Origin of the sequence: Sphaerotilus microaerophilus, from assembly GCF_023734135.1 — a bacterium.
Classification (GTDB): domain Bacteria; phylum Pseudomonadota; class Gammaproteobacteria; order Burkholderiales; family Burkholderiaceae_C; genus Sphaerotilus; species Sphaerotilus microaerophilus.
The window spans coordinates 5526888-5550045 of sequence record NZ_AP025730.1 but is presented as its reverse complement, the minus strand read 5'-3'; the positions used below and the strand labels follow the sequence as shown (position 1 = coordinate 5550045).

The following is a 23158-nucleotide window of genomic DNA, read 5'->3' as shown; positions in this document are numbered from 1 at the left end:
GCACCGTGCCGCCAATGACAATTGATTGCGTCACCAGACTTCAATGGCTGGATTGCGAGAGCGATCTGGCGAGTTGAAAGTACGGCAAACGTGAATACTCAAACACTGGCACCGGCTTAGTCGCTGGGTGCTGGTGAGTCCTTGACGACATCGATGGAGTCGATGTCAAAGTTATAGGGTCAAGTGACTAAGTGCATGTGGTGGATGCCTTGGCGATTACAGGCGATGAAGGACGTGATAGCCTGCGAAAAGCTTCGGGGAGCTGGCAAATTAGCTTTGATCCGGAGATATCCGAATGGGGAAACCCACCCGCAAGGGTATTGCATGCTGAATACATAGGCATGCAAGGCGAACCCGGCGAACTGAAACATCTCAGTAGCTGGAGGAAAAGACATCAACCGAGATTCCGAGAGTAGTGGCGAGCGAAATTGGAAGAGCCTGCTAGTGATAGCGCGGGACTTAACAGAACGGTCTGGAAAGGCCGGCCACAGTGGGTGATAGCCCCGTATGTGAAAAGATCCGTGTGGTACTGAGCTAGCGACAAGTAGGGCGGGACACGTGAAATCCTGTCTGAAGATGGGGGGACCATCCTCCAAGGCTAAATACTCGTAATCGACCGATAGTGAACAAGTACCGTGAGGGAAAGGCGAAAAGAACCCCGGGAGGGGAGTGAAATAGATCCTGAAACCGCATGCATACAAAAAGTCGGAGCCTCGAAAGGGGTGACGGCGTACCTTTTGTATAATGGGTCAGCGACTTACATTCAGTGGCGAGGTTAACCGAATAGGGAAGCCGAAGAGAAATCGAGTCCGAATAGGGCGTTCAGTCGCTGGGTGTAGACCCGAAACCAGGTGATCTATCCATGGCCAGGATGAAGGTGCGGTAACACGCACTGGAGGTCCGAACCGACTAGTGTTGCAAAACTAGCGGATGAGCTGTGGATAGGGGTGAAAGGCTAAACAAACCTGGAGATAGCTGGTTCTCTCCGAAAACTATTTAGGTAGTGCCTCAAGTATTACCATCGGGGGTAGAGCACTGTTATGGCTAGGGGGTCATGGCGACTTACCAAACCATTGCAAACTCCGAATACCGATGAGTACAGCTTGGGAGACAGTGCACCGGGTGCTAACGTCCGGACACAAGAGGGAAACAACCCAGACCGCCAGCTAAGGTCCCTAAAATTGGCTAAGTGGGAAACGAAGTGGGAAGGCTAAAACAGTCAGGATGTTGGCTTAGAAGCAGCCATCATTTAAAGAAAGCGTAATAGCTCACTGATCGAGTCGTCCTGCGCGGAAGATGTAACGGGGCTCAAGCCAGTTACCGAAGCTGCGGATCGCAGAAATGCGATGGTAGGAGAGCGTTCTGTAAGCCTGCGAAGGTGTCTTGTAAAGGATGCTGGAGGTATCAGAAGTGCGAATGCTGACATGAGTAGCGTTAAAGGGGGTGAAAAGCCCCCTCGCCGTAAGCGCAAGGTTTCCTACGCAACGTTCATCGGCGTAGGGTGAGTCGGCCCCTAAGGCGAGGCAGAGATGCGTAGCTGATGGGAAACAGGTCAATATTCCTGTACCGATGTGTAGTGCGATGTGGGGACGGAGAAGGTTAGCTCAGCCAACTGTTGGATATGTTGGTTCAAGCCTGTAGTCGTGGTCCTTAGGCAAATCCGGGGATCTAAGATGAGGGGTGATAACGAGTCTGCTTGCAGACGAAGTGAGTGATACCCTGCTTCCAGGAAAAGCCACTAAGCTTCAGCTACACACGACCGTACCGCAAACCGACACTGGTGCGCGAGATGAGTATTCTCAGGCGCTTGAGAGAACTCTGGAGAAGGAACTCGGCAAATTGACACCGTAACTTCGGAAGAAGGTGTGCCTTTAGTAGGTGAAGTTGTACAAACGGAGCCCAATGAGGCCGCAGAGAATCGGTGGCTGCGACTGTTTAATAAAAACACAGCACTCTGCAAAGACGAAAGTCGACGTATAGGGTGTGACGCCTGCCCGGTGCTGGAAGATTAAATGATGGGGTGCAAGCTCTTGACTGAAGTCCCAGTAAACGGCGGCCGTAACTATAACGGTCCTAAGGTAGCGAAATTCCTTGTCGGGTAAGTTCCGACCTGCACGAATGGCGTAACGATGGCCACACTGTCTCCTCCAGAGACTCAGCGAAGTTGAAATGTTTGTGATGATGCAATCTCCCCGCGGAAAGACGGAAAGACCCCATGAACCTTTACTGTAGCTTTACATTGGACTTTGAACAGATCTGTGTAGGATAGGTGGGAGGCTTTGAAGTGAGGATGCTAGTTCTCATGGAGCCAACGTTGAAATACCACCCTGGTGTGTTTGAGGTTCTAACCTTGGCCCGTGATCCGGGTTGGGGACAGTGTATGGTGGGCAGTTTGACTGGGGCGGTCTCCTCCCAAAGTGTAACGGAGGAGTTCGAAGGTACGCTAAATACGGTCGGAAATCGTGTTGATAGTGCATTGGCATAAGCGTGCTTGACTGCGAGACTGACAAGTCGAGCAGGTACGAAAGTAGGACAAAGTGATCCGGTGGTTCTGTATGGAAGGGCCATCGCTCAACGGATAAAAGGTACTCTGGGGATAACAGGCTGATACCGCCCAAGAGTTCATATCGACGGCGGTGTTTGGCACCTCGATGTCGGCTCATCTCATCCTGGGGCTGTAGCCGGTCCCAAGGGTATGGCTGTTCGCCATTTAAAGAGGTACGTGAGCTGGGTTTAAAACGTCGTGAGACAGTTTGGTCCCTATCTTCCGTGGGCGCTGCAGATTTGAGGAAGCCTGCTCCTAGTACGAGAGGACCGGAGTGGACGCACCTCTGGTGTACCGGTTGTCACGCCAGTGGCATCGCCGGGTAGCTATGTGCGGAAGAGATAACCGCTGAAAGCATCTAAGCGGGAAACTCGTTCCAAGATAAGATCTGCCGGGGCCTTGAGCCCCCTGAAGAGTCGTCCAAGACCAGGACGTTGATAGGCTGGGTGTGGAAGCGCAGTAATGCGTTAAGCTAACCAGTACTAATTGCTCGTGCGGCTTGACCCTATAACTTTGTCATCCGATCATCGATCTGGACAAAGCAGTGTTCACTGACCCCAAAGTCACCGTACACTGGCAACGCAATCAATAGCTGATTCAAACTCTACAAATTGGTTGAAGTCCCATCGACTTCAACAACAAGTTATGCCTGACGACCATAGCGAGGTGGTCCCACTCCTTCCCATCCCGAACAGGACAGTGAAACACCTCAGCGCCGATGATAGTGCGCATTCGCGTGTGAAAGTAGGTCATCGTCAGGCTGCTACACCCCCCAGCCCCCTCAGCTACAACGCTGCAGGGGGCTCGGCCTTTTGGAGAATCAATTCTGTGCGCCGCCCGCTCGCCCCACGGACGATAAGACGCACTTCAGCGGGGCCATGTAGAGGACCACCATGTATAAAAACCTCCGGCGCGTGCTCGCAGCGGCGCTCCTTCTGTCTGCCTGTGGATACGGTTGGACCGCTCCGATCGGGACTCGCCCGTCTGCCGTGGCCTCCGATGTCAAGGAATTGACTCCGAAGGCTGCGCTGAGACTGCCGCTGCGAGTTGCATTCGTCTATGTGAGTCCCGTCGGCAATGCAGGCTGGAGCTACCAGCACGATCTGGGGCGCCTTGCCATGGAACGCAGCCTGGGAACCCAGGTTCATTCCACCGTGGTGGAGAGCGTCAATGAAGGCCCGGATGCCGAACGTGTATTCAGGGACCTTGCCGCGCGAGGCAATCACCTGGTTTTTGCAACCAGTTTTGGTTATCAGGAAGCAGCCATCAAGGTGGCACAGGACCATCCCGGTGTGGTCTTCGAGCACACCGGTGGCTATAAGGTGGCGCCGAATTTCAATACCTACAACGCGCGCTTCTATGAGGGGCGTTACCTTGCCGGACTGGTCGCCGGCAGGATGAGCAAAACCGGCGTGGCCGGCTATGTGGCGGGCTTCCCCATTCCGGAGGTGGTGCAGGGTATCAATGCCTTCACGCTGGGCATGCGAGCAGCGAACCCGAAGGCCCAGGTGAAAGTGGTGTGGCTCAATACGTGGTTCGATCCACCCAAGGAGCGTGAAGCCGCGCTGTCGCTGCTGAACCTGGGTGTGGATACGCTGACCTACCACTGCGGCTCGACGGCCATCCCGTTGTTGGCCGAGGAGAAGGGCGTGAAGTTGCTGGGGTACCAGAGCGATCTGCGGCATGTTGCGCCGAGCGCCCAGCTGACCAGCGTCGTGCACGACTGGGGAACCTACTACACCGAAGTGGCGAAGGCGGTCATCGCCGGCACTTGGACGCCTCGCCCGTTCTGGGGCGGTGTCCGCCAGCGGGTGGTTCGCCTCGCGCCTTTTTCGCCCCAGGTGCCTTCGGCGCTGCGCTTCCAAGTCACAGAGGTTGAGCGGGCCATGGCCGCCGGGCGTTTTCACCCCTTCGCCGGCAAGTTGACCGACAACGAGGGCAAGGTTCGGCAGGCACGGGGCACGATGCGCGATGAGGACATCGCGCTGATGGACTTCCTGGTCGACGGTGTCGTGGGTAAGCTGCCGGGACGCTGACCCCGCCTGCGGTCAGAACGGAGGAGGACGCCGATGCAAGTGCGCTGGTTCCGACAGCATCTGATCTGGCCGCTGCAACTCATGCCCCGCCGGGGCTTGGAGGCGTCGCTGCAGCCGTGGCGGCACCTGCTGGATCTGCCGGGCTGCCCTTGGTCCGAGGTCGTCGATGAGTACACCGGTGACCCGGACGGTTTCCACGAGCGGCACTATCACGAATTCGTCACCTTCCTGCCGCAGGTGCAGCGCTTCCTCTACGGCGAGGGCCACTCCCGCTCCGGTGCGGGACGAACGGGTGGGGCGTCCTCCATGCGGGTGCTGCGTCGCCGTGACGTGGATGCGGTGCGCCTGTGCCTTGAGGTCGGTGGGGAGCCGCTGACGCTGCAGATCGAGCACATCGATCTCTATTTCTTTCACGACGTCGATGTCGTTGTGCTGAACCTGGAGCTGCACGCCACCGATCTGCCGTTGCGGGCGGTGCAGGAGGTGCTCTATCGCTTCGGCCGGGGTTATCCACCGGGGTGGGACTCCAGTGGACGTGGTCTGCACTGTGCGGCCAGCGTCGAGTGGCTTGACGCCTCTGGTGCCGCCCTTGCCGTTTCGGACACGTCAGACCGGGACGCCTTCCTGGCCTTCGTCGCCCAGCACCGTGCGCCTCGACTGGCGGCGCATTGGCATTGGCTGCTGCGTCCGCTGTTGCCGGATGACGGCCACGGCATCGGGGAGTTGCGTTACCGGCAGATCGAATACCACCGCATGCCGGTGATGGCCTATCTGGCATTGGATGATCCGCGGGCGCTGAGCCGGGCCGACTTCATCCGCCTGGGCTTGGTGTCCGGGCAATCTCAGGCACCGTTGCAGGGCGACAGCGTGCAGCCTGGCTCCGGCCTGCCCTACGGCGACGACCATCTGGCGGACTTTGAGCGCCGGCACTGCTATGACCGGTTCTGGTGTGCCGCGGGTGCTGCGCCCGATACTCGCTACCTGCATTGCGGTCACGCATTGGTGGTGGTCGGGCGTGCCGACGCGCCCTTCTTCACGGACCGCGAGCGAGGCGTGCTGGCGCAGTTCCGCCATCAGCATTTCCTCATCTTCCTGATCGCCCACGTGCAGAAGGCAGCGATGCTGATGTTTTCTGACCGGTTGGTGGTGGCACTGGATGGCCTGAACATCGCCGACGCGGCGTCGGTGAAGCGCTTCAAGCGGGCGGTGCGCGGCAACTTTGAGAACTTCCTGCGCTTCACGCACCGCTATTGGTTCCATGATCTGGCCGAGCAAGCCCAGGCGCGGGCGCTGTACCGCCTGAGTGCGGATCACCTTGGCCTGGATACCCTCTACCGCGAGGTGCGCGAGCGCATCGGCGAGATGAATGCCTATCTGGACACGGACAGCCTGCGCCGCCAGGCCAACACCGTCGTGCGGCTCACCGTTGTGACCATTGCGGGCCTGATCGGTACGCTGTCCACGGGCTTCCTGGGCATGAACCTGCTGGCCGAAGCCGATGCCGGTTGGGGGCGGCGCGTGGGCATCTTCGCTGCCACCGTGGTGGCCTCGCTGGCCTTGACCGGGCTGTGCGTGGTGAAGTCCAAACGCCTGTCCGACTTCCTTGATCTGCTCTCCGACGAGCGACTGACCCTGCGCGACAAGTGGCGCCTGTGGCGGCAATCCGCCTCCGAGGGTGGGCGCGATTGATGCGGGGAAGCGCCGGGGATTCGGCGTGCAACTGGAAGGCGGACGGCAGTCCCGGAAGTGTCTCCAACGGGCTGCGTGTATTTGCAGAGTGGGTGACCCGGATGAGGGGCCTGCAACCCCTGTGGGCTCACGGCGTGAGCCCACAGGGGTGTGACGGAATGCGCGAACGGCTTGTCTGTTCAGGGGGCCTGTGCCGACGCGCTGATCCGGTGTGCTCGGCGGGGCTCATGGGCCGATCCACCCGGCGGTCGCGGGCGCCGGGGCTTGCTGTCCTGATGTTGAGTGCAGATGCGCGCAAGCTGGCTCGCTTGATGCGCCTGAGCCGGCCCGTGCAGCCAGTCGGCCTGCGTTGTTGGCGGCCTCATTTGGTGATCTGCTGAGAAGCGGGATTTTTTGGTGGCAGTCCTTCCCGCGTTCGTGGGGGCAGTAACCACAAACCACCGACCTTCGTGGGGGGTGTGGCTAACATGAAACCAAGCCCGGTGCCATGAACCTCCTCGCAAGCCCGCCCAACGTCAAAGCGTCGAACGCCAAGGAAAAACCGGTATGAACTGGACCCGCCCGTTGCACCATCAGACGCCCTCGCAGGAACGACGCAGCATGCTTTTCGGACGTAGCAAGAAGCGTGGCGACCCATTGCAGGAGCGCATCGACTGCCTCATCGGTGCCGACGCCAGCATCCAGGGTGACCTCGTGTTCACTGGCGGCCTGCGCATCGACGGTCGCATCACCGGTGACGTGGCCGTGGCGCGCATCGACGCGGGCACGCTCACGATCGGAGACCAGGGTTGCATCGAAGGTGATGTGCGTGTGTCGCACGTGATCGTCTACGGTGAGATCCGAGGTACGGTCTATGCCACGGGGCTGGTCGACGTGCGACCGAACGCCCGCATCTGGGGTGACGTGCACTACGGTTCGCTGGAGATGCAGGCTGGCGCTCTCATCGAGGGGCACCTCATCAAGCACCGGCCCGTGGGCAGCACGCAGTGATCCACCGGATCCCAGTGATGAGCTTCCCCTTTCTTCGTCGCTTCCAGGCCGGCGTGTTGTCCTGCCTGACCTGCAGGCTCTGATTTCCCATGTCCGACAGCTTCGTCACTGCCCTGGCCGATTGGACGGTCGACCCGGTTTTCACCTACGCGCGCGGTGGCCGCCTCGAAGGGGGATACGTCGCGGACCCGATCGCGGTCTGGCGCCACTTCAGCGCCCTGGTCGCTCGAGATCCGCTGGACATCGAAGCGCAGGTGCGCAGGATCCTGCTGGCCTGCCAGCCGCCGCACCAGGACAAGGCCTTTGGTGCCCTGCTCGACCTTTACCTCGCGCTGGGGCCGCAGGGCGTGGGCCTGCGGCGCATGATGCTGGAAGTCGCCGAGCCCTGCATCGAGTCCGATGAGGCCCGCTTCCTGGCGGCGCACCTGGACTCCGGCCTGGCACGCAATGCACTCCTGCCCGCGGGCACGGGAGCCATCCTGGACTGTGCGGTGATCGGCTCGGCCCAGGCGGTGCGCCATGAACGCCTGGCCGTGGCCTCCACGTCGCGAGTCGATGAAGCCATCTCATTGCTGGATCACGGTGACCTGCCTGGAGCCCGCGCGCTGCTCGAAGAAATCCTGCTCGATGACCCCTGCGACGAGACTGCCACGCAGGAGTTGCTCGCGATCTACCACCACAGCCGTGACGCAGCGGCCCAGCAGGCCATGCGTACGCGGTTGATGGAGCGACACGGCTCGCTGCCGCCCGCCTGGGCCTGAGCGCTGCCCCCAACTCCCCTCCCGCCGAACCGACCTTGAGCACTCTGCAAGTGGACGCCCCCAAGCAACAAACGCGGCTGAAAGTGGTCCTGCTGTCGCTGCCTGCCCGCACCCAGGCCGTGCTGGAGTTCTTCTTCACCAGCACTGGCCGGACCAGCTTCGCGCCTGTCGCCCAGGATCTGGCCGATGCGGCCATTTTTGACCTGGATACCCTCGAATCCCGCCAGCACTGGCTCGAATTCCATGGCCGTACCGGCCGCCCCGGCATCGCGCTGTCGGTCCAACCGCAGGAGGTCGACGGGGCCGTGTGGGTGCGCAAGCCGGTGACGCCCGCCGCGTTGCTGGCTGCGGCCGCGGACATCCACGCCGAGCGCTGGGCGAAGCCGGCGCCTGCGATCATCGAAGCGGTGCCCGAGCCGATCCAGATGACCGCGGCGGCACCGGTCGCTGCGTTCCTCGTGGATCCCACCGCGGTGTCCGATCCGGCGGCGACGGCGCGTGAGGAACTGGACCACGCCCTGGCGCAGATGCCCGCCAGTCCACCGCCTGCGGCCGAGCCATCACCAGACGTGCCGCCAGCTGAAGCGGTCCCGCAGTCCGCGGTGGCCATGACTGCGCCCGAGGTACAGGCGACCCCGGTCGGGGGCGAGGCCACGACGGCCCCCCGCGCTGTCGTGGACACGCCGACGGTCCTGCCTCCTGTATCGGCGCGCCCGGCGTTACGTGCGTCGCCCCCGCCAGCCCCCCCGTCAGCGGCCCCGTCGCCCATGCCCTCGGCCTCGGTGACACCCGAACGACCGGCCCGTTCGGGTGGCTTCGGCGGCATGTTGCGCCGCCTCTTTGGTGGCCAGCCCGCCCCCGAACCGCGCAGGGGCCGGGCCGATGTTCCACACGCAGGCGCACCGGCGCCCTCCGCCGCGTCGAAGGCCCCCCCTGCCATCCCGGCCGTGCCGGCGGCGTCGACGCCGTCCGTGGCCTCGGTGACCGCTCCCGTGCCTGACAAGGCGGCCGTGGCGCCTCCGGCTGCCGTTGTGCAGCCCCCCTTGTCCGCAGTGTCCGGGGACGCTGCCGTGGCGCAAGCTCGGTCAGCGGAGCCCGTGCAACCAGTCGCGCCGGGTCTGGCACAGGTCTTGCCCGCCGAGGCGCCCGAAGAACCGCCCCGTTTGCCCGCCGCCGATGCGCAGCCTGCCGAGATCCCTGCACTCACCGCCGAGACAGCGGTGCCCGCCCCGGATGCCGACTTGTCCAACGCGGTGCGTCAGCGTCTGCTCGGTGGCGCCGTGGCGGCCGCTGCGGCCAACGAGGCGCTGCTCTGTGGCCTGAGGGACGACGTTGCTGCCGATCAGCTCAGCGAGGATCCCGAGCTGCGCTATGACCCCGATGTCCACCTGGTGAGCGCCATGCGCGAGGCCTACCTCGTTGGCATCAAGTGGCAGGTGCCGACCCAGTTGGACTGCTCGGCCGGTCGCATCGTCGTCGATCCCACGCGCAATCTGCTGCTGTGCGACTTCGATGCCGGGCGACTCGAATCGATCTTCGCGACGCCTCTGGGCAAACGGCCGAAGACCCGCACGCTCAATCGCCAGGAGCAGGCCGAGGTGCAGGAGCACGCGCCCCACGAGCAGGGCGTGCGCCGGCTCGATGATCTGCTGTGGCGTGCCGGGCTGCTCACCGCAGGCGGGCGGCTGCCGATCGACTCCGACCCCAACCGGCCGGTCTACCTCCGGCACTGGCCCAACCTCACCCGCATCAGCGCCATTCCCCATGCGGTGCGCATCGCCGCGTTGTGGTCGGCAAAAGGCGCCTCGCTGATCGAGACCGCCGCGCTGCTCGGCATCCCCCAGCGGCACGTCATTGCGTTCTACAACGGCGCGCTGGCCCTGGACCTTATCACGGAGGACGGCAGTCACATCCGCCGTGCGCAGCGCAAGGCAGGGCGCAATCGCGGCCTGCTCACGCGCCTGCTTGGCTGGTTGCACCGCTGACACGCTCTATACGAAGGCGTATCGACAGACGCCCCCGGGACACACTCCATGGCTCATACAGACCACAAGATCATCTTCACCGGGCCGGTCGGCGCCGGCAAGACCACCGCGATCGCCGCCATCAGCGACATCGAGCCCATCCGCACGGACGAGCAGGCGTCGGACATGACCACGCGTCGCAAGTCCAACACCACGGTGGCGATGGACTACGGGATGATCCGCCTCGGCCCCAAGGAAAAGGTGCACCTGTACGGCACGCCCGGCCAGGAGCGCTTCGACTTCATGTGGGAGATCCTCACGAAGGGGGGCATCGGCCTGGTGCTCCTGCTGGACAACACCCGCCCAGCGCCCTTTGAGGACCTGCGCTTCTACGTCACGGCCTTTCGCGACTTCATCGAGAACACCCGCCTGGTGATTGGCGTGACACAGATGGACAGCCGGACCTCGCCGACCATCGACGAGTACGTGCGTCAGATGAAGGAGATGGAGCTGGCTGCGCCCGTATTCGAGGTGGACGCCCGCCGCCGCGACGACGTGTCCATGCTGATCCAGGCCCTCCTGCTGTCGATCGACCCGACCCTTTGAACCTGCCCAGCGCTGCCGTCCAGGCTGCGACCGCCCCATGGACCAATACACGCTCACCGGTGAGTTCTACCTGCACCCCACGCCGGCGGGGGCCTACTATGCCGCGAGCCGGTCAACCCCTGAGCCGGCCCGCGCCTTCCTGCAGCGGCTCATGCGCGAACCCGAGACGCCGCGCCTGACCAGCGAGCTGGTGCGCGACTGGACCAACCTGAGTGAGCAGGATGCGCTGGAATTCATCTTCCGGCTGCAGTCCTCCGGCTTCGTGCAGGGCCTGCCAGTGCGGGTGGCCGTGCCGCCCGACCGCATCGAGGCGCTGCTGCCGCCGCTGCTGGCGCAACTCTCCGACGAGGGGCGTGCAATCCTGGCGGAAAAGCGCGGCCTCTACCTCGGCACCGCCGGGTTCGCACACGAAACTTCTGAAGAGCTCGCGGCGCTGGGGGCCGATCTGGCCACGGTCCATGAACGGCACTCCAAGTTGCTGCACGGCAACATGCGCCTGCGCAGCGACGGGTGGGGCATGGTCAACGCCAGCGGCTACAGCGAGATCGGCTTCTGGCCGCTGTACTTCGGCGACGAGTATTTCATCCTGGTGGTGGGCGGCCTGCCGCGCTTCAACCAGGAAGCCTTCACGACCCTGCTCTGGACCCTGGGCGTGCGCTACGGCAGTCGCGGCTGATGCCTCGCACCGGATGCGGTTGTTCTCTGTTTTTTTCCTGATCACCTGAACCAAGGACTCTTCCCATGCGCGCAGATCTGCTGACTTCCATCCTGAGCGAACTCAACGGCTCCACGGCCGACATCGAGGCCTCCGCGGTGCTGTCCACCGACGGTCTGATGATGGCCTCGATGCTGCCCGCCGGCATGGACGAGGACCGCGTCGGCGCGATGAGCGCTGCCATGCTGTCTCTGGGCGATCGCACTTCGCGCGAACTGGCCCGTGGTGAGCTGGAGCAGGTGCTGGTCAAGGGCCACAAGGGCTACGTGCTGATGACGCATGCCGGCCCCGACGCCGTGCTGACTGCGCTGTGCAAGCCCAATGCCCGCCTCGGCCTGATCTTCCTGGACGTCAAGCGCGCGGCTGACGCCATCAGCAAGGTGATCTGATTCTGGCCAGTGAACGGGACATCGACACCATGACCGACAAGGACGTGGCCGTGCCGGCGCAGTCCGAGCCGCGTGAGCACACCCTTCACCACCATGACGGCAGCACGCGCAGCGTGCTCGTGCTTGACCGCGAGGTGCCCTACCCGGAAGGCAAGCTGATCGTCTCGCGCACGGACCCCGCAGGTGTCATCACGCATGCCAACCAGGCCTTCGTGGACATGTCGGGCTACACGCGCGAGGAGCTGATCGGCCAGCCGCACCACATCCTGCGGCACCCTGACATGCCGGCGGCGGCCTTCAAGGACCTGTGGGACACGCTCGCGCGTGGCGTGGCCTGGCAGGGCTATGTGAAGAACCTGCGCAAGGATGGCACCTACTACTGGGTGTTTGCCACCGCGATCCCGAACGTACGCGAGGGCCGCGTGGTGGGCTATACCTCGGTGCGCCGCAAACCATCGGCCACGCGGGTGCGCGAGTGCGTCGACCTGTATGCACGCATGCGTGCCGAGGAGCTGTCGGCATGACGCTGCAACTGACCGTGAGCCCGGACTTCTCTCCGGACCACATCGCCGGCTGGTACGTGTTCAATACCTGGCTGCAGCGGCAGCTGGGTGTGCGCATCCACCTGGAGCTGTACGACGACTTCGACAGCCAGCGCCGTGCCATCGCCGCCGATCAGGTCGACCTCATCTACGCCAATCCCTACGATGCGGCCATGCTGGTGCGCGAGAAGGGCTTCATCGCGGTGGCTGCGCCGGCCGATCGGCCCGATGAGGCGGTGATCGCCGTGCAGGCCGATTCGCCCATCCAGGTGGTCGAGGATTTCCAGCCCGGCGTGCGGGTGGCTGTCACCCGCGATCCGGACGTGAACCTGATTGGCATGATCATGCTGGAGCCGGCCGACCTGAAGCGCGACAACGTCGTGCAGCAGCAGGTCAGCAGCTACGTGCTGGTCGCCAAGCACCTGTTGCTCGGCCGGGCGGATTGCGGCTTCTTCCTCAAGGAGGCCTTCGACGACCTCAGCGGCCCGACCCGCCGGCAGTTGCGCCCGCTGGTGACGAGCCAGATCAGCGTCGTGCGCCACGTGCTGATGGCTGGCCCGCGCATGCGCGAGTACCTCCCGGCGTTGACCGAGCGGCTCATGGGCATGCACACGAACGCGACCGATGGCGGTCCGCGCGTGCTCGAAGCGCTGGGCCTGCGTGCCTGGGAGCGTCAGGAGCAGGAGGACACCGAGTTCATGATCGACCTGATGGACACCCTCATGCGGTGAAGCCGGCGTCGGTCGCACCGACGCTGCTTTGCGCCCCGTGCCCCCTTGTATCGCGCGCCTCCCCGGGCCTTCCCGCCATGTCGACTACCCGCCTGTTTTCCACCTCTGCGTTGGCCGCATCGGCCCTCCTGGCGCTCACGCCTGCGGCCTGGGCCCAGGCGAGCGCAGCGTCGACCGCGGCCAGTGCGGCTGCACTGCCGGTCACGGTGGACCATGACAACCTCTGGAACCTGGCGGCGCGGGTGGCGCCGGTGCGCGGGGCGACGCGCCAGCAGGTGATGGTCGCGTTGTTGCGGCTCAATCCGCAGGCGTTCGTGCAGGGCAACATGCACCGCCTGCGGCGTGGCATGCCCCTGACTGTGCCCTCGGCGCAGGAAATTGCTGCAGAAGATCCGGCGCGCGCCGAGCAACTCGTGCAGGCGCACCTGCTGGCCCTGGACAAGGGAGCGCCGGTGCCGGTGCTGCCGCGCCTGGCCGTTGCATCCGCCAGCGGCATGGCGGCGGTTACGCCGCCTGCCCGTGCGGCCGCGGCGGCCGCGTCTGTACCGGCCTCTTCACCGGCGGGCGCGGCTGCTGTTCCTGCGCCCGCCACGCCGGCGTCGGTGATGGCGCCGCCGCCAGCACCGCTGACGCCAGCATCGGCACCCAGTCCCGTGCCGGCGCTGCCCGCCCCCTCCGCCGCCACCGCCGCCACCGCCGCAAGCCAGGTGGCTGAGCCGTTGGTGCAACCGGCGCCCGTCGTGCCCCAGGCCGAATCCGGCTCGCCATCGCCCGTGGTGCGCTGGCTGCCTTACGCGCTGGCGGTCGTCCTGGCAGGGGGCGCAGTGCTGATGTGGCAGCGCCGGCGCTCACGCGAGCGTTTCAACGATTCGGTGATGTCGAGCTTCTTCGACGAGAACGGCGTGCGCCGCCCCTCGCGGCCGAAGGTCATCGACGTGTCGCAGGCCGGTGTCGAGACGGCGCGCACCGTGGAGACCCTGCAGTCGGCGGCCGAACTGGTGCGCGACAGCGCGAGTTCCGTCATGCCGCTGCAGCCGGCCGACGATCCCTACCGGGAAACGGCCCTCAAGCTGGAGATCGCGCGCACCTGCCTGGAGGTGGGGCGCACCGAGGCGGCCCGGCTGATGCTTCAGATCGTGCGGCGCGAAGGCAGTGCGGCCCAGCAGTTGCTGGCCGGTGACCTGCTGGACCGGCTCGCGCCGGCCTGAGCGGCGGCAGGGTCTACCGGATGGCCCTACACCAACCGGCGTGGTGAGAAGCTGCGCGCCGCGCTGCTGCGCTGGGCCTCCCGCACCGCCTCGGTGAGCAGGCGGTCCGCATCGATCGGTCCCAGCGTTTCGCACAGCGCCACGTAGACCTGATTGACCAGCTCCGCCAGTGTGCCTTCCCCGGCCGCGATCAGCCAGTGGGCGGACTCGCCCTCGTTCCACGCCGCGCGCACCTGCTCGCGCACCTGCGGGCTGGAATGCAGCCGGGGTAGCTGGCCCAGCGAGGACTGGCGCAGCTCATCCAGCAGGCCAGCGTGCGATTGCCGCATGCCCTCCAGCAGTGCCCGCATCAGGACCGCGAACACCCGCTGCTCAGCCGGAATCGCCGGGTCTTCGAAGGGGGCGTCGGCGACCGTGGGTGGGGGAGGCGGGCTCGGGGCCTCGGGCGGGCTGGGTACGCCGGGGCTGCCGGCCAGCGCTGGGGACGCTGCGGCTGTGACGGGGAGCACCGGCGCCGGGGCTGCTGCCTGCATGGCCGGCCATGGGTCCAGCGGCAGCTCGGCCTCGGGCCGATGCAGGGCTTCGTGGTAGACGCGGTAGAGCCGCTTGCGCGTCGCGGCGTCGAGCCCGTTGCGCTCGGCGATCCCATCGATGAAGCCGATGATGGCCGTGATCCCATCGCTGCTCAGGGTCTGCTGCTGCCACTGCAGGGCCGCGATCAGCGCGTCCTCGCCCAGCACCGGGGTCAGCGCGGCGCAGGCGGCACGGCGCCGCAGCGATGCCTGGCCGATGTTCATGCCATTCATGCCGGATCCTCCAGGTTCAGGCGGCCGCGTGCTTCCTGGAATTCCGGGTAGCCGATCTCATGGTGCTCGGTGTAGTCCAGGCCGCGCTGCTCGTTGAGCGTCGGCGCGCGCAGGCCAGTAAGCCGCCCGATCAGCCGGAACGTCAGGTACGACGCGGGGAAAGCGAACGCCACCGCGACCACGGCGCCAAGCGCCTGCACGGCGATGCGCTGCGGGTTGAACAAGTCACCGCTGTAGAACAGGCCCGCAGCCAGCAGGCCCCAGATGCCGCCGAGCCCGTGCACCGCGATGGCGTCCACCGCGTCGTCCAGGCGCCGGCGGCGGATCCACTCTGCGCCCCAGGCGCAGAGCACGCCGCCGACAAAGCCGCTCAGCAGCGCTGCGCCCGGCGCCATCGTGCCCGCCCCGCCGGTGATCGACACCAGGCCGCAGAGGCTGCCGTTGATCGAGGCCGAGAGCAGCACGGGCCGGCCGCTCAGGCGCATGAAGGCCAGTGCGCCCAGACCGCCCGCGCAGGCGCCGAGGTGGGTGTTCAGCAAGGTGACGCCCAGGTTGGCACTGTCGATGCCGCTGACGCTGCCGCCGTTGAAGCCGAACCAGCCCATCCACAGCACGAAGCCGCCCAGTGCGACCATCGGCAGGTTGTGCCCCGGGATGTCCCGCACGCTGCCATCCCGCCCGAAACGGCCCAGGCGCGGCCCGAGCACGAGCACGCCGGCAGCGGCGGCTGCGGCACCGATCGTGTGCACCGCGCCGTCGCCAGCGAAGTCGACGAAGCCCAGCTGCTTGAGCCAGCCCTGCGGGTTCCAGGCCCAATGGGCGTACACCGGGTAGATGAGCAGCGCCATCAGGCAGGCGAAGGCGAGGTAGGCGCCGTAGCGCATGCGCTCGGCCACGGCGCCGGAGACGATCGACACCGCCGTGGTGGCGAACATCGCCTGGTAGAGCAGGTTCATCGCCTGCGCTGACGTCTGGCCGCTGGGCGCGAAGTCGCTCAGGCCGAGCCAGCCGCCGGCCGATTCGCGGCCAAAGGCGAGGCCGTAGCCGACCACCCAGAACAGCGCGCCGATGAGGCAGGTGCCCAGGTAGACCTTCATGATCACGTTGATCGAGTTCTTGGCCCGCGACAGGCCACCCTCGACCAGCGCAAAGCCGGCCTGCATGAAGAACACCAGGGCACAGCAGATGCCGACCCAGGCCAGGTTGATCCATTCCGTCATGAGCGCTTCCATGCAAGCGGTGCCGGTGCACCTTGTTGATGCACCGCCTGGGTGCATCCCGGCCCAAGTGGGGCCGGGTCGATCAGCCTTGCAGGGTCGGGGCCAGCCCGGGTGCGGCGGCGCCCCCCGTTCATGGGGGTAGCGACTGCGCGGGGCGTGGCAGAGGAAAAGGATCGCTGTTTCGCCTGATCTGGCGCAATGCGTCAGGTGCCGCTTGGTGGCCGGCTGACGGATGAACGATGCCGGTGCCGTCTCGCTCGTGCACTGACGTGGCACATGGCACCGAGGGGGGGCGGCGTCTGGCTGCCTGCGCCTCTGTTCAGGGCGCCAGCCACTGCGGCTCGATGCCGCGGCTGCGCAGCCAGTCGGCCAGCGCCTGCCCGGTGCCCTGCGGCCAGCAGCGCAGGGCGGTGGGGGCGAGCAGCTTGTACTCCAGCAACTCGGGAGAGAGCCGGATCTCGCCCTGGGCCTGCGCGTGGTAGGCGATGATCACCTGGTTCATGCGCTGGAAGTCGTACACGCCAATGAGCGCCAGGTGGCTGATCTGCAGCGCCGTTTCCTCCAGCACCTCGCGGCGAATGCCTTCCTCGGGCGTCTCGCCCGCTTCCATGAAGCCGGTGATCAGGCCGAAGAAGCGGTTCGGCCAGGCCGCGTTGCGCGCGAGCAGGACGTGGCCGTCGCGGTCGGTGCACTCGATCACCGCGGCCAGCACCGGCGTCGGGTTGTTCCAGTGCGTGAAGCCGCAGGCCGGGCAGCGCACCCGGTGCTTGAGGCCGCCATCCTCCTCAGCGGGCAGCCAGGCCAGCGCAGTGGCGCAACGCGGGCACCAGTCCCAGCCCTCAGGCCAGTCCGCCGGGCGCGGAGGGGCTGGATGAAGGTCGTCCGGCGTCATGGCAGCGCTGTGGCCAGCGGCTCAGGCCGGGAACACGCCGGTGGAGAGGTAGCGGTCGCCGCGGTCGCAGACCACGAAGACGATGGTCGCGTTCTCCACCTGGCGGGCGATCTGCAGCGCCACCCAGCAGGCGCCAGCAGCGGAGATGCCGGCAAACAGGCCCTCCTCGCGGGCGAGGCGCCGGGCCATGTCCTCGGCATCGGCCTGGCTGACCAGCACCAGTTCGTCGACCGTCGCCGGGTCGTAGATCTTTGGCAGGTAGGCCGCGGGCCACTTGCGGATGCCGGGGATGCGCGAACCCTCGGCCGGTTGGGCGCCGATGATGCGCACGGCCGGGCTCTGTTCCTTCAGGTAGCGCGACACGCCGGTGATGGTGCCGGTGGTGCCCATCGCGCTGACGAAGTGCGTGATGCGTCCGGCGGTGTCGTTCCAGACCTCCGGGCCGGTGGTCTCGTAGTGGATGCGCGGGTTGTCGGCGTTGGCGAACTGGTCGAGCACGCGGCCCTTGCCTTCGCGCTGCATCTGCTCGGCCAGGTCGCGGGCGTACTCCATGCCGCCGGCACGCGGGGTGAGGATCAGCTCGGCGCCGTAGGCCTTCATGGTCTGGGCACGTTCGATGGACAGGTCCTCGGGCATGATCAGCAGCATGCGGTAGCCGCGCACCGCGGCGGCCATCGCCAGGGCGATGCCGGTGTTGCCCGAGGTGGCCTCGATCAGCGTGTCGCCGGGCCGGATGTCGCCACGTTCCTCGGCGCGCCGGATCATGCTGATGGCCGGGCGGTCCTTGACCGAGCCGGCCGGGTTGTTGCCTTCGAGCTTGGCCAGCAGCACGTTGCCGCGCTGCTCGGCCGCGGCACCGGGCAGGCGCTGCAGGCGCACCAGCGGCGTTGCGCCGATCACATCTTCCACTGTCTTGTACGCTGACATGGCACCTCCTGCGGGCGATTGTCGCAGCAAGCCGCGCACGACGCAGGCCGGTGCGGTGACGCGCGGGCTCCCCATGCCATAATCTCCGTCTGCTGCCAGACAGCGTCATCCCTGCCGGAGTGGCGAAATCGGTAGACGCAGTGGATTCAAAATCCACCGCCCTCATACGGCGTGCCGGTTCGAGTCCGGCCTCCGGCACCAGGGATCCTCCGCGGCGCCAGCGCCGCCTTCGCGCTGCCGCGGCGCGCCCGACACCGGTCGGCGCCGGGCAGTCTCCGCGTCTTCCTGGCCGGCTGCCGCCGGCCCTCGTCGTCGTCGAGTCCGCCTCCATGCCCCAGCTTCCCCCGATCACCAAGGCCCTGATGCTGGCGTGCGTCGCGATGTTCTGCGCCCAGCTGCTGTTCGGGCCGTGGATAGAGGGCCTGCTCGCGCTCTGGCCGCTGGCCTCCGGGCACTTCCTGCCCTGGCAGCTGCTGAGCTACGCCTTCCTGCATGGCGACATGCTGCACCTGTTCTTCAACATGCTGGGCCTGTGGATGTTTGGCTCTGAGATCGAGATGATCTGGGGCCGCAAGCGCTACATCCACTACCTGATCGCCAGTGCACTGGCGGGGGCGGTGATCCAGCAGATCTTCGTGCTCGTGGTGCCTGCGGGAGGTCCGACGCTCGGGGCCTCGGGGGCGCTCTACGGCCTGCTGCTGGCCTTTGGGATGATGTTCCCGGACCGCACCATCATGCCGCTGTTCCCGCCGATCCCGATGAAGGCCAAGGTCTTCGTTGCGGTGTTCGGCGCCATCGAACTGGTGTCGGGTCTGACCGGCCGCAGCGGCGTGGCCCACTTCGCCCACCTGGGCGGCATGCTGGGGGGCTGGCTGATGATCCGCTACTGGCGCGGCCAGCCACCGTTCCCGCCGCGCGCGCGGCGGCGCTGATCAGCTCGCCGGCGGGTTGCCGGCGAGCCCCTCGCGCACCGTCGGGTAGCGCAGCGTCAAGTGCAGTTCCGACTTCATCCGCCGGTTGATCAACTGGCGCGACTCGCCCATGAAGCTCAGCTGCATCGGCGACAGCGCCTGCCGGGCCTGCTCCCAGGTGATCCGGCGCGGACGCGGCAGGCCTGACAGGTCGGCCACCAGATCGAAGTAGTCGCCCATCTTCATCGCCGTGTCGTCGCAGACGTGATAGCTGCGCTGCGCCTGGCCGCGCAGCAGGGCGAGCAGGCAGGCCTTCGCCAGGTCGTCGGCGTGGATGTGGTTGGTGTGCACGTCTTCCTCGCGCACCAGCGCCGGCGCGCCGCGCAGCAGGCGTTCGCGCGGGTGACCACCGGGCCGGTCGGCCGCATAGATGCCCGGGATGCGCAGGATGCTGGCGGTCGCGCCGTGCGCAAGCGCCCAGCGGCGCAGACGCCGCTCAGCGTCGACGCGCCGGCGTGCCCGGTCGGTGGCGGGGGCGACCGGGCGGGTTTCGTCGAAACAGGCGCCCTGCGCGTTGCCGTACACGCCGGTGGTGCTGCCGTAGACCAGCCGCTGCACGGCCGATGCGCGTGCAAGCGTGCGCAGCAGGGCGGCGGTGCGGGGGTCGCCGCTCCCGTGGCCGGGTGGTGGCGCGAGGTGGAGCACCCGGGGGGACAGGGCGGCGAGGCGGTGCAGCGTGGCGGGGTGATCCAGGTCACCCACCAGTGGCGTGACGCCGAGCACACGCAGGGGCGCCGCAGAGCCGGGCTGGCTGGTGAGTGCACGTACGCGCCAGCGGCCTGCCAGCAGCTTCACCAGCCGCTGTCCGACATCACCGCAGCCAACGATCAGCAGGCGCTCGCGGCGCAGCGGGCCCAGTGGCCGCAGTGTGGGGTGCTGGGCGGGTGACCGGGAGGGGGCGCGCGGGGCCCGGGCACAATGTGCGCCTCTCATTTTGGAACCTCGACGGGAAACTGGGGACATGACCTTCTCCGTGATCGTTCAGCCGGCCGGGCGCGCATTTTCGGCCCTGCCTGACGAAACCCTGCTGACGGCGGCGATCCGCCAGGGCATCGGCCTGCCCTATGGCTGCAAGGATGGCGCCTGCGGCTCCTGCAAGAGCCGCCTGCTGGAGGGGCGCGTGGTCCACGGCGTCCACCAGCCCAAGGCGCTGACGGCGGACGAAGAGGCGGCCGGCGCCATCCTGACCTGCTGCGCCCTGCCGCAGTCCGACTGCGTGATCGAGTCGCGCCAGGTGAGTGCACTGGGGCAATACCCGGTGGTCAAGCTGCCGATGCGGGTGTCGTCCATCGAGCGCCGCGCCCCGGACGTGATCGTGCTGACGCTGCAGCTGCCGGCCAACCAGGCCTTCCAGTACCACGCCGGCCAGTACATCGAGTTCCTGCTCGCCAATGGGGTGCGCCGCAGCTATTCGATGGCCACCGCGCCGGAGCTGGCCCATGGCCGCATCGAGCTGCACCTGCGCCACATGCCCGGCGGTGTGTTCACCGACCACGTCTTTGGCGCGATGAAGGAGAAAGAGATCCTGCGCGCCGAGGGACCGTTCGGCGGCTTCTACCTGCGCGAGGACAGCGAGCGGCCGATCGTGCTGCTGGCCTCGGGCACCGGCTTGGCGCCGGTCAAGGCGATCATCGAGCACATGCGCGCGCGGGACATCCAGCGGCCGACCGCGCTGTACTGGGGCTGCCGGCATCGTGCCGACCTGTATCTGCATGACTGGGCCGAGGCGGCTGCGGCGGCGCTGCCCTGGCTGCGCTACGTGCCGGTGCTGTCCGATGCGGCCAGCGATACAACCGCTGAGGAGGCCTGGACCGGACGCACGGGCCTGGTGCACCAGGCGGTGATGGCTGACCTGCCTGACCTCTCGGGCCACGAGGTCTACGCCTGTGGCGCTCCGATCATGGTCGACAGCGCGCGGCGGGATTTCGTGGCGCGTTGCGGCCTGCCGGAAGAGTTCTTCTACGCCGACGCCTTCACCAGCGCGGCGGACAAGAGTCGCCCATCACCCATTTGCCCATGAAAAAGGCCCGCAACGCGGGCCTCTTCATCACCACCCGGAAACGGGTACGTCAGGCGGCGGCGGGCGCAGCGAGCGCCTTGACCTTGGCCGACAGGCGGCTCTTCAGGCGAGCGGCCTTGTTCTTGTGGAAGATGCCCTTGTCGGCGATCGAGTCGATCACGCGCTGGGCGGTCTTGAAGGTGTCGCCAGCCTTGGCCTTGTCGCCGGTGGCAACGGCCTTCAGCACGCCCTTGACGGCAGTGCGGAACTTCGAGCGCAGCGCCGTGTTGGCAGCGTTGAGCTTGACGTCTTGACGGGCACGCTTGCGACCAGAGGCAATGCGGACCGTCTTCTTCTTGGCTTTGGAAGCGGTGGCCATGTGTGTAGGGTATCCGGGTGGAAAGCCGAAAAGTATAGCACGTTCGGCAGGATTGCAAGGCTCATCGGCTTGCTCGCAAGCTCGCAGGGCGGCTGACTGGCGATAATCACGGTCTTTGCCCGGTGCCGTTTCTAGGCCGGGCTCGATCGAGCGGCTGCTCCGGGTGGCTGATCTTCCTGCATGAACCTGCTGCGCGCCGCCTCCCTCGTTTCCTTGCTGACCCTCGCGTCGCGCATCACCGGGCTGGTGCGTGAGCAGCTGATCGCGGCGTCCTTTGGTGCCACGGCGCTCAGCGACGCCTACCAGGTGGCCTTTCGCATCCCGAACCTGCTGCGCCGGCTGTTTGCGGAAGGGGCGTTCTCCCAGGCCTTCGTGCCCATCCTGGCCGCCACCCGGGCCAAGGAGGGGGAGGACGCGACGCGCCTCCTGATCGACGCGGTGACCACCGTCCTGCTGTGGGCGCTGCTGCTCACCAGCGTGGCCGGGGTCGTGGGGGCGCCGCTGCTGGTCTGGCTGATGGCGGCGGGCTTCGCGCCGGAGGCGCGCGATGCCGCGGTGGTGATGACGCGCTGGATGTTCCCGTACATCGGCTGCATGTCCCTGGTGGCGCTGTCGGCCGGCATCCTCAACACCTGGAAGCGCTTTGCGGTGCCCGCGGCCACGCCGGTGCTGCTCAACCTGTCGGTGATCGCCGCGGCCTGGCTGCTGGCCCCGCGCATGGCGGACTGGGGCCAGGCGCCGATCTACGCGCTGGCCATCGGCGTGATGGCCGGGGGCGTGATCCAGCTGGCGGTGCAGGTGCCGGCGCTGCGCCGCGCGGGCGTGATGCCGCGGCTGGCCATTGGCCTGGGCTCGCTGCGCGCGGCCTGGGCGCATCCAGGCGTGCACCGCATCCTGCGGCAGATGGCGCCGGCGCTGCTGGGCGTGTCGGTGGCGCAGCTGTCGCTGCTGATCAACACGCAGATCGCCTCGCACCTGCCGGCGGGCTCGGTGTCCTGGCTGACCTACGCGGACCGCCTGATGGAGTTCCCGACCGCGCTGCTCGGTGTGGCGCTGGGGGTGGTGCTGACGCCGCAGCTGTCGGCGGCCCAGGCCTCGGGCGAGACGCAGTCCTACTCCAGCCTGCTCGACTGGGGGCTGCGGCTGGTGCTGCTGCTGTCGACGCCCTGTGCGGTGGCGCTGCTGGTGTTTCCGCAGCCGCTCATCGCGGTGCTCTACCACTACGGGCGTATCGATGCGCACGATGTGGCGCAGACCGTCGTGGCCCTGCGCGGCTACGGTGCCGGCCTGCTGGGGCTGGTGGCCGTCAAGGTGCTGGCGCCGGGCTTCTATGCGAAGCAGGACATCCGCACGCCGGTGAAGATCTCGGTGGTGGTGCTGGTGCTGACGCAGCTGCTGAACCTGGCCTTTGTGCCGCTGCTCGGCCATGCCGGGCTGGCCCTGTCGATCGGCCTAGCGGCCTGTGTCAATGCGCTGTGGCTGCTGATCGGCCTGCGCCGGCGCGGCAGCTACCAGCCTGCGCCTGGCTGGCCGGGCTTCGGCTGGCGGGTCGCGCTGGCCAGCGTCGTGATGGGTGCCGGCCTGGCCTGGGCGGCCCAGGGTGTCGACTGGATCGGCCTGCGCGCCGTGCCGCTGCAGCGCGTGGCGCTGCTGTCGGCTGTGCTGGCCGGCGCGGCACTGACCTACTTCGCCGTGCTGCTGGCCAGCGGGCTGCCGCTGCGGCAGTTCCTGCGCAAGGCCTGATCCGCGTCGGACCGACGCGGTTGGGGTCCGACGCGAGCAACGCCG

At 66.4% G+C, this 23158-nt stretch carries 20 protein-coding genes, 1 tRNA gene and 2 rRNA genes; 17 read left to right on the top strand and 6 right to left on the bottom strand.

Features of this window, described 5'->3' with window-relative positions; translation table 11 throughout:
- The first annotated feature begins 177 nt into the window (after positions 1-177).
- The 13 genes from NGK70_RS23985 (at position 178) to NGK70_RS23925 (ending at position 14176) form a co-directional block, all read left to right on the top strand.
- Positions 178-3052, top strand: a 23S ribosomal RNA gene (locus NGK70_RS23985).
- A gap of 141 nt (positions 3053-3193) precedes the next feature.
- Positions 3194-3306, top strand: a 5S ribosomal RNA gene (gene rrf / locus NGK70_RS23980).
- Between the two features lie 228 nt (positions 3307-3534).
- A complete protein-coding gene (locus NGK70_RS23975) occupies positions 3535-4581 on the top strand; it encodes a BMP family ABC transporter substrate-binding protein (RefSeq protein ID WP_251970959.1) in 1047 nt (348 codons plus the stop codon).
- A gap of 33 nt (positions 4582-4614) precedes the next feature.
- Positions 4615-6270: a magnesium transporter CorA family protein gene (locus NGK70_RS23970; RefSeq protein WP_251970958.1), complete on the top strand. Its 1656-nt coding sequence runs from the start codon at positions 4615-4617 to the stop codon at positions 6268-6270.
- A 600-nt stretch (positions 6271-6870) separates the two neighbouring features.
- A complete protein-coding gene (locus tag NGK70_RS23965) occupies positions 6871-7260 on the top strand; it encodes a bactofilin family protein (RefSeq protein ID WP_251970957.1) in 390 nt (129 codons plus the stop codon).
- Between the two features lie 89 nt (positions 7261-7349).
- On the top strand, positions 7350-8021 hold the full coding sequence (locus NGK70_RS23960) for a hypothetical protein (protein ID WP_251970956.1): 672 nt from the start codon (positions 7350-7352) through the stop codon (positions 8019-8021).
- 50 nt (positions 8022-8071) lie between these two features.
- Positions 8072-10006: a hypothetical protein gene (locus tag NGK70_RS23955; RefSeq protein WP_251970955.1), complete on the top strand. Its 1935-nt coding sequence runs from the start codon at positions 8072-8074 to the stop codon at positions 10004-10006.
- Between the two features lie 48 nt (positions 10007-10054).
- A complete protein-coding gene (locus tag NGK70_RS23950) occupies positions 10055-10591 on the top strand; it encodes a GTP-binding protein (RefSeq protein WP_251970954.1) in 537 nt (178 codons plus the stop codon).
- Positions 10592-10628: 37 nt separating this feature from the next.
- Complete coding sequence (locus NGK70_RS23945) at positions 10629-11267, top strand: hypothetical protein (protein WP_251970953.1); 639 nt, start codon at positions 10629-10631, stop codon at positions 11265-11267.
- A gap of 65 nt (positions 11268-11332) precedes the next feature.
- Positions 11333-11695, top strand: coding sequence for a roadblock/LC7 domain-containing protein (locus NGK70_RS23940; protein WP_251970952.1), 363 nt, complete (start codon positions 11333-11335; stop codon positions 11693-11695).
- Positions 11696-11724: 29 nt separating this feature from the next.
- On the top strand, positions 11725-12219 hold the full coding sequence (locus tag NGK70_RS23935) for a PAS domain-containing protein (protein ID WP_251970951.1): 495 nt from the start codon (positions 11725-11727) through the stop codon (positions 12217-12219).
- On the top strand, positions 12216-12968 hold the full coding sequence (locus tag NGK70_RS23930) for a phosphate/phosphite/phosphonate ABC transporter substrate-binding protein (protein ID WP_251970950.1): 753 nt from the start codon (positions 12216-12218) through the stop codon (positions 12966-12968). The genes NGK70_RS23935 and NGK70_RS23930 overlap by 4 nt, the downstream gene beginning before the upstream one ends.
- Before the next feature lie 77 nt (positions 12969-13045).
- Positions 13046-14176: a FimV/HubP family polar landmark protein gene (locus tag NGK70_RS23925; RefSeq protein WP_251970949.1), complete on the top strand. Its 1131-nt coding sequence runs from the start codon at positions 13046-13048 to the stop codon at positions 14174-14176.
- Between the two features lie 26 nt (positions 14177-14202).
- On the opposite strand, the gene NGK70_RS23920 is transcribed toward NGK70_RS23925, so the two are convergent.
- From NGK70_RS23920 to cysM, 4 genes are all read right to left on the bottom strand, one after another.
- The gene (locus tag NGK70_RS23920; RefSeq protein WP_251970948.1) at positions 14203-14982 is read right to left on the bottom strand and encodes a hypothetical protein; all 780 of its coding nucleotides are present in this window, start codon (positions 14980-14982) and stop codon (positions 14203-14205) included.
- On the bottom strand, positions 14979-16202 hold the full coding sequence (locus tag NGK70_RS23915) for an ammonium transporter (protein WP_251970947.1): 1224 nt from the start codon (positions 16200-16202) through the stop codon (positions 14979-14981). Before NGK70_RS23915 ends, NGK70_RS23920 begins: the two co-directional genes overlap by 4 nt.
- 319 nt (positions 16203-16521) lie before the next feature.
- Positions 16522-17094 carry an NUDIX domain-containing protein gene (locus NGK70_RS23910; RefSeq protein ID WP_251970946.1) on the bottom strand — a complete coding sequence of 191 codons (573 nt, stop codon included), beginning with the start codon at positions 17092-17094 and terminating at the stop codon, positions 16522-16524.
- Between the two features lie 21 nt (positions 17095-17115).
- A complete protein-coding gene (gene cysM / locus NGK70_RS23905) occupies positions 17116-18021 on the bottom strand; it encodes a cysteine synthase CysM (RefSeq protein WP_251970945.1) in 906 nt (301 codons plus the stop codon).
- 113 nt (positions 18022-18134) lie between these two features.
- Here cysM and NGK70_RS23900 point away from each other — a divergent pair.
- Both NGK70_RS23900 and NGK70_RS23895 read left to right on the top strand, forming a co-directional pair.
- Positions 18135-18222 (top strand) — tRNA-Leu (locus NGK70_RS23900).
- Between the two features lie 128 nt (positions 18223-18350).
- Positions 18351-18953, top strand: a complete 603-nt coding sequence (locus tag NGK70_RS23895) for a rhomboid family intramembrane serine protease (protein ID WP_251970944.1) — start codon at positions 18351-18353, stop codon at positions 18951-18953.
- Here NGK70_RS23895 and NGK70_RS23890 read toward each other — a convergent pair whose 3' ends face one another.
- Entirely contained in the window at positions 18954-19925 is a 972-nt protein-coding gene (locus NGK70_RS23890; RefSeq protein WP_251970943.1) for an NAD-dependent epimerase/dehydratase family protein, read from the bottom strand.
- A gap of 28 nt (positions 19926-19953) precedes the next feature.
- On the opposite strand from NGK70_RS23890, the gene NGK70_RS23885 reads away from it, so the two are divergent.
- Positions 19954-21012: a CDP-6-deoxy-delta-3,4-glucoseen reductase gene (locus tag NGK70_RS23885; protein ID WP_251970942.1), complete on the top strand. Its 1059-nt coding sequence runs from the start codon at positions 19954-19956 to the stop codon at positions 21010-21012.
- Positions 21013-21061: 49 nt separating this feature from the next.
- Here NGK70_RS23885 and rpsT read toward each other — a convergent pair whose 3' ends face one another.
- Positions 21062-21370 (bottom strand): 30S ribosomal protein S20, encoded by a 309-nt coding sequence (rpsT, locus tag NGK70_RS23880; protein ID WP_251970941.1) that lies wholly within the window; start codon positions 21368-21370, stop codon positions 21062-21064.
- Positions 21371-21550: 180 nt separating this feature from the next.
- On the opposite strand from rpsT, the gene murJ reads away from it, so the two are divergent.
- Entirely contained in the window at positions 21551-23113 is a 1563-nt protein-coding gene (murJ, locus tag NGK70_RS23875; RefSeq protein WP_251970940.1) for a murein biosynthesis integral membrane protein MurJ, read from the top strand.
- Positions 23114-23158: the final 45 nt, after the last annotated feature.

Coding starts and splice junctions, on each gene's coding strand:
- cysM (WP_251970945.1), bottom strand. CDS start 18,021: ATGTCAGCGTACAAGACAGTGGAAGATGTGATCGGCGCAACGCCGCTG.
- NGK70_RS23885 (WP_251970942.1), top strand. CDS start 19,954: ATGACCTTCTCCGTGATCGTTCAGCCGGCCGGGCGCGCATTTTCGGCC.
- NGK70_RS23935 (WP_251970951.1), top strand. CDS start 11,725: ATGACCGACAAGGACGTGGCCGTGCCGGCGCAGTCCGAGCCGCGTGAG.
- NGK70_RS23920 (WP_251970948.1), bottom strand. CDS start 14,982: ATGAATGGCATGAACATCGGCCAGGCATCGCTGCGGCGCCGTGCCGCC.
- NGK70_RS23895 (WP_251970944.1), top strand. CDS start 18,351: ATGCCCCAGCTTCCCCCGATCACCAAGGCCCTGATGCTGGCGTGCGTC.
- NGK70_RS23890 (WP_251970943.1), bottom strand. CDS start 19,925: ATGAGAGGCGCACATTGTGCCCGGGCCCCGCGCGCCCCCTCCCGGTCA.
- NGK70_RS23940 (WP_251970952.1), top strand. CDS start 11,333: ATGCGCGCAGATCTGCTGACTTCCATCCTGAGCGAACTCAACGGCTCC.
- NGK70_RS23950 (WP_251970954.1), top strand. CDS start 10,055: ATGGCTCATACAGACCACAAGATCATCTTCACCGGGCCGGTCGGCGCC.
- NGK70_RS23960 (WP_251970956.1), top strand. CDS start 7,350: ATGTCCGACAGCTTCGTCACTGCCCTGGCCGATTGGACGGTCGACCCG.
- NGK70_RS23915 (WP_251970947.1), bottom strand. CDS start 16,202: ATGACGGAATGGATCAACCTGGCCTGGGTCGGCATCTGCTGTGCCCTG.
- NGK70_RS23945 (WP_251970953.1), top strand. CDS start 10,629: ATGGACCAATACACGCTCACCGGTGAGTTCTACCTGCACCCCACGCCG.
- NGK70_RS23910 (WP_251970946.1), bottom strand. CDS start 17,094: ATGACGCCGGACGACCTTCATCCAGCCCCTCCGCGCCCGGCGGACTGG.
- NGK70_RS23930 (WP_251970950.1), top strand. CDS start 12,216: ATGACGCTGCAACTGACCGTGAGCCCGGACTTCTCTCCGGACCACATC.
- NGK70_RS23965 (WP_251970957.1), top strand. CDS start 6,871: ATGCTTTTCGGACGTAGCAAGAAGCGTGGCGACCCATTGCAGGAGCGC.
- murJ (WP_251970940.1), top strand. CDS start 21,551: ATGAACCTGCTGCGCGCCGCCTCCCTCGTTTCCTTGCTGACCCTCGCG.
- NGK70_RS23970 (WP_251970958.1), top strand. CDS start 4,615: ATGCAAGTGCGCTGGTTCCGACAGCATCTGATCTGGCCGCTGCAACTC.
- NGK70_RS23925 (WP_251970949.1), top strand. CDS start 13,046: ATGTCGACTACCCGCCTGTTTTCCACCTCTGCGTTGGCCGCATCGGCC.
- rpsT (WP_251970941.1), bottom strand. CDS start 21,370: ATGGCCACCGCTTCCAAAGCCAAGAAGAAGACGGTCCGCATTGCCTCT.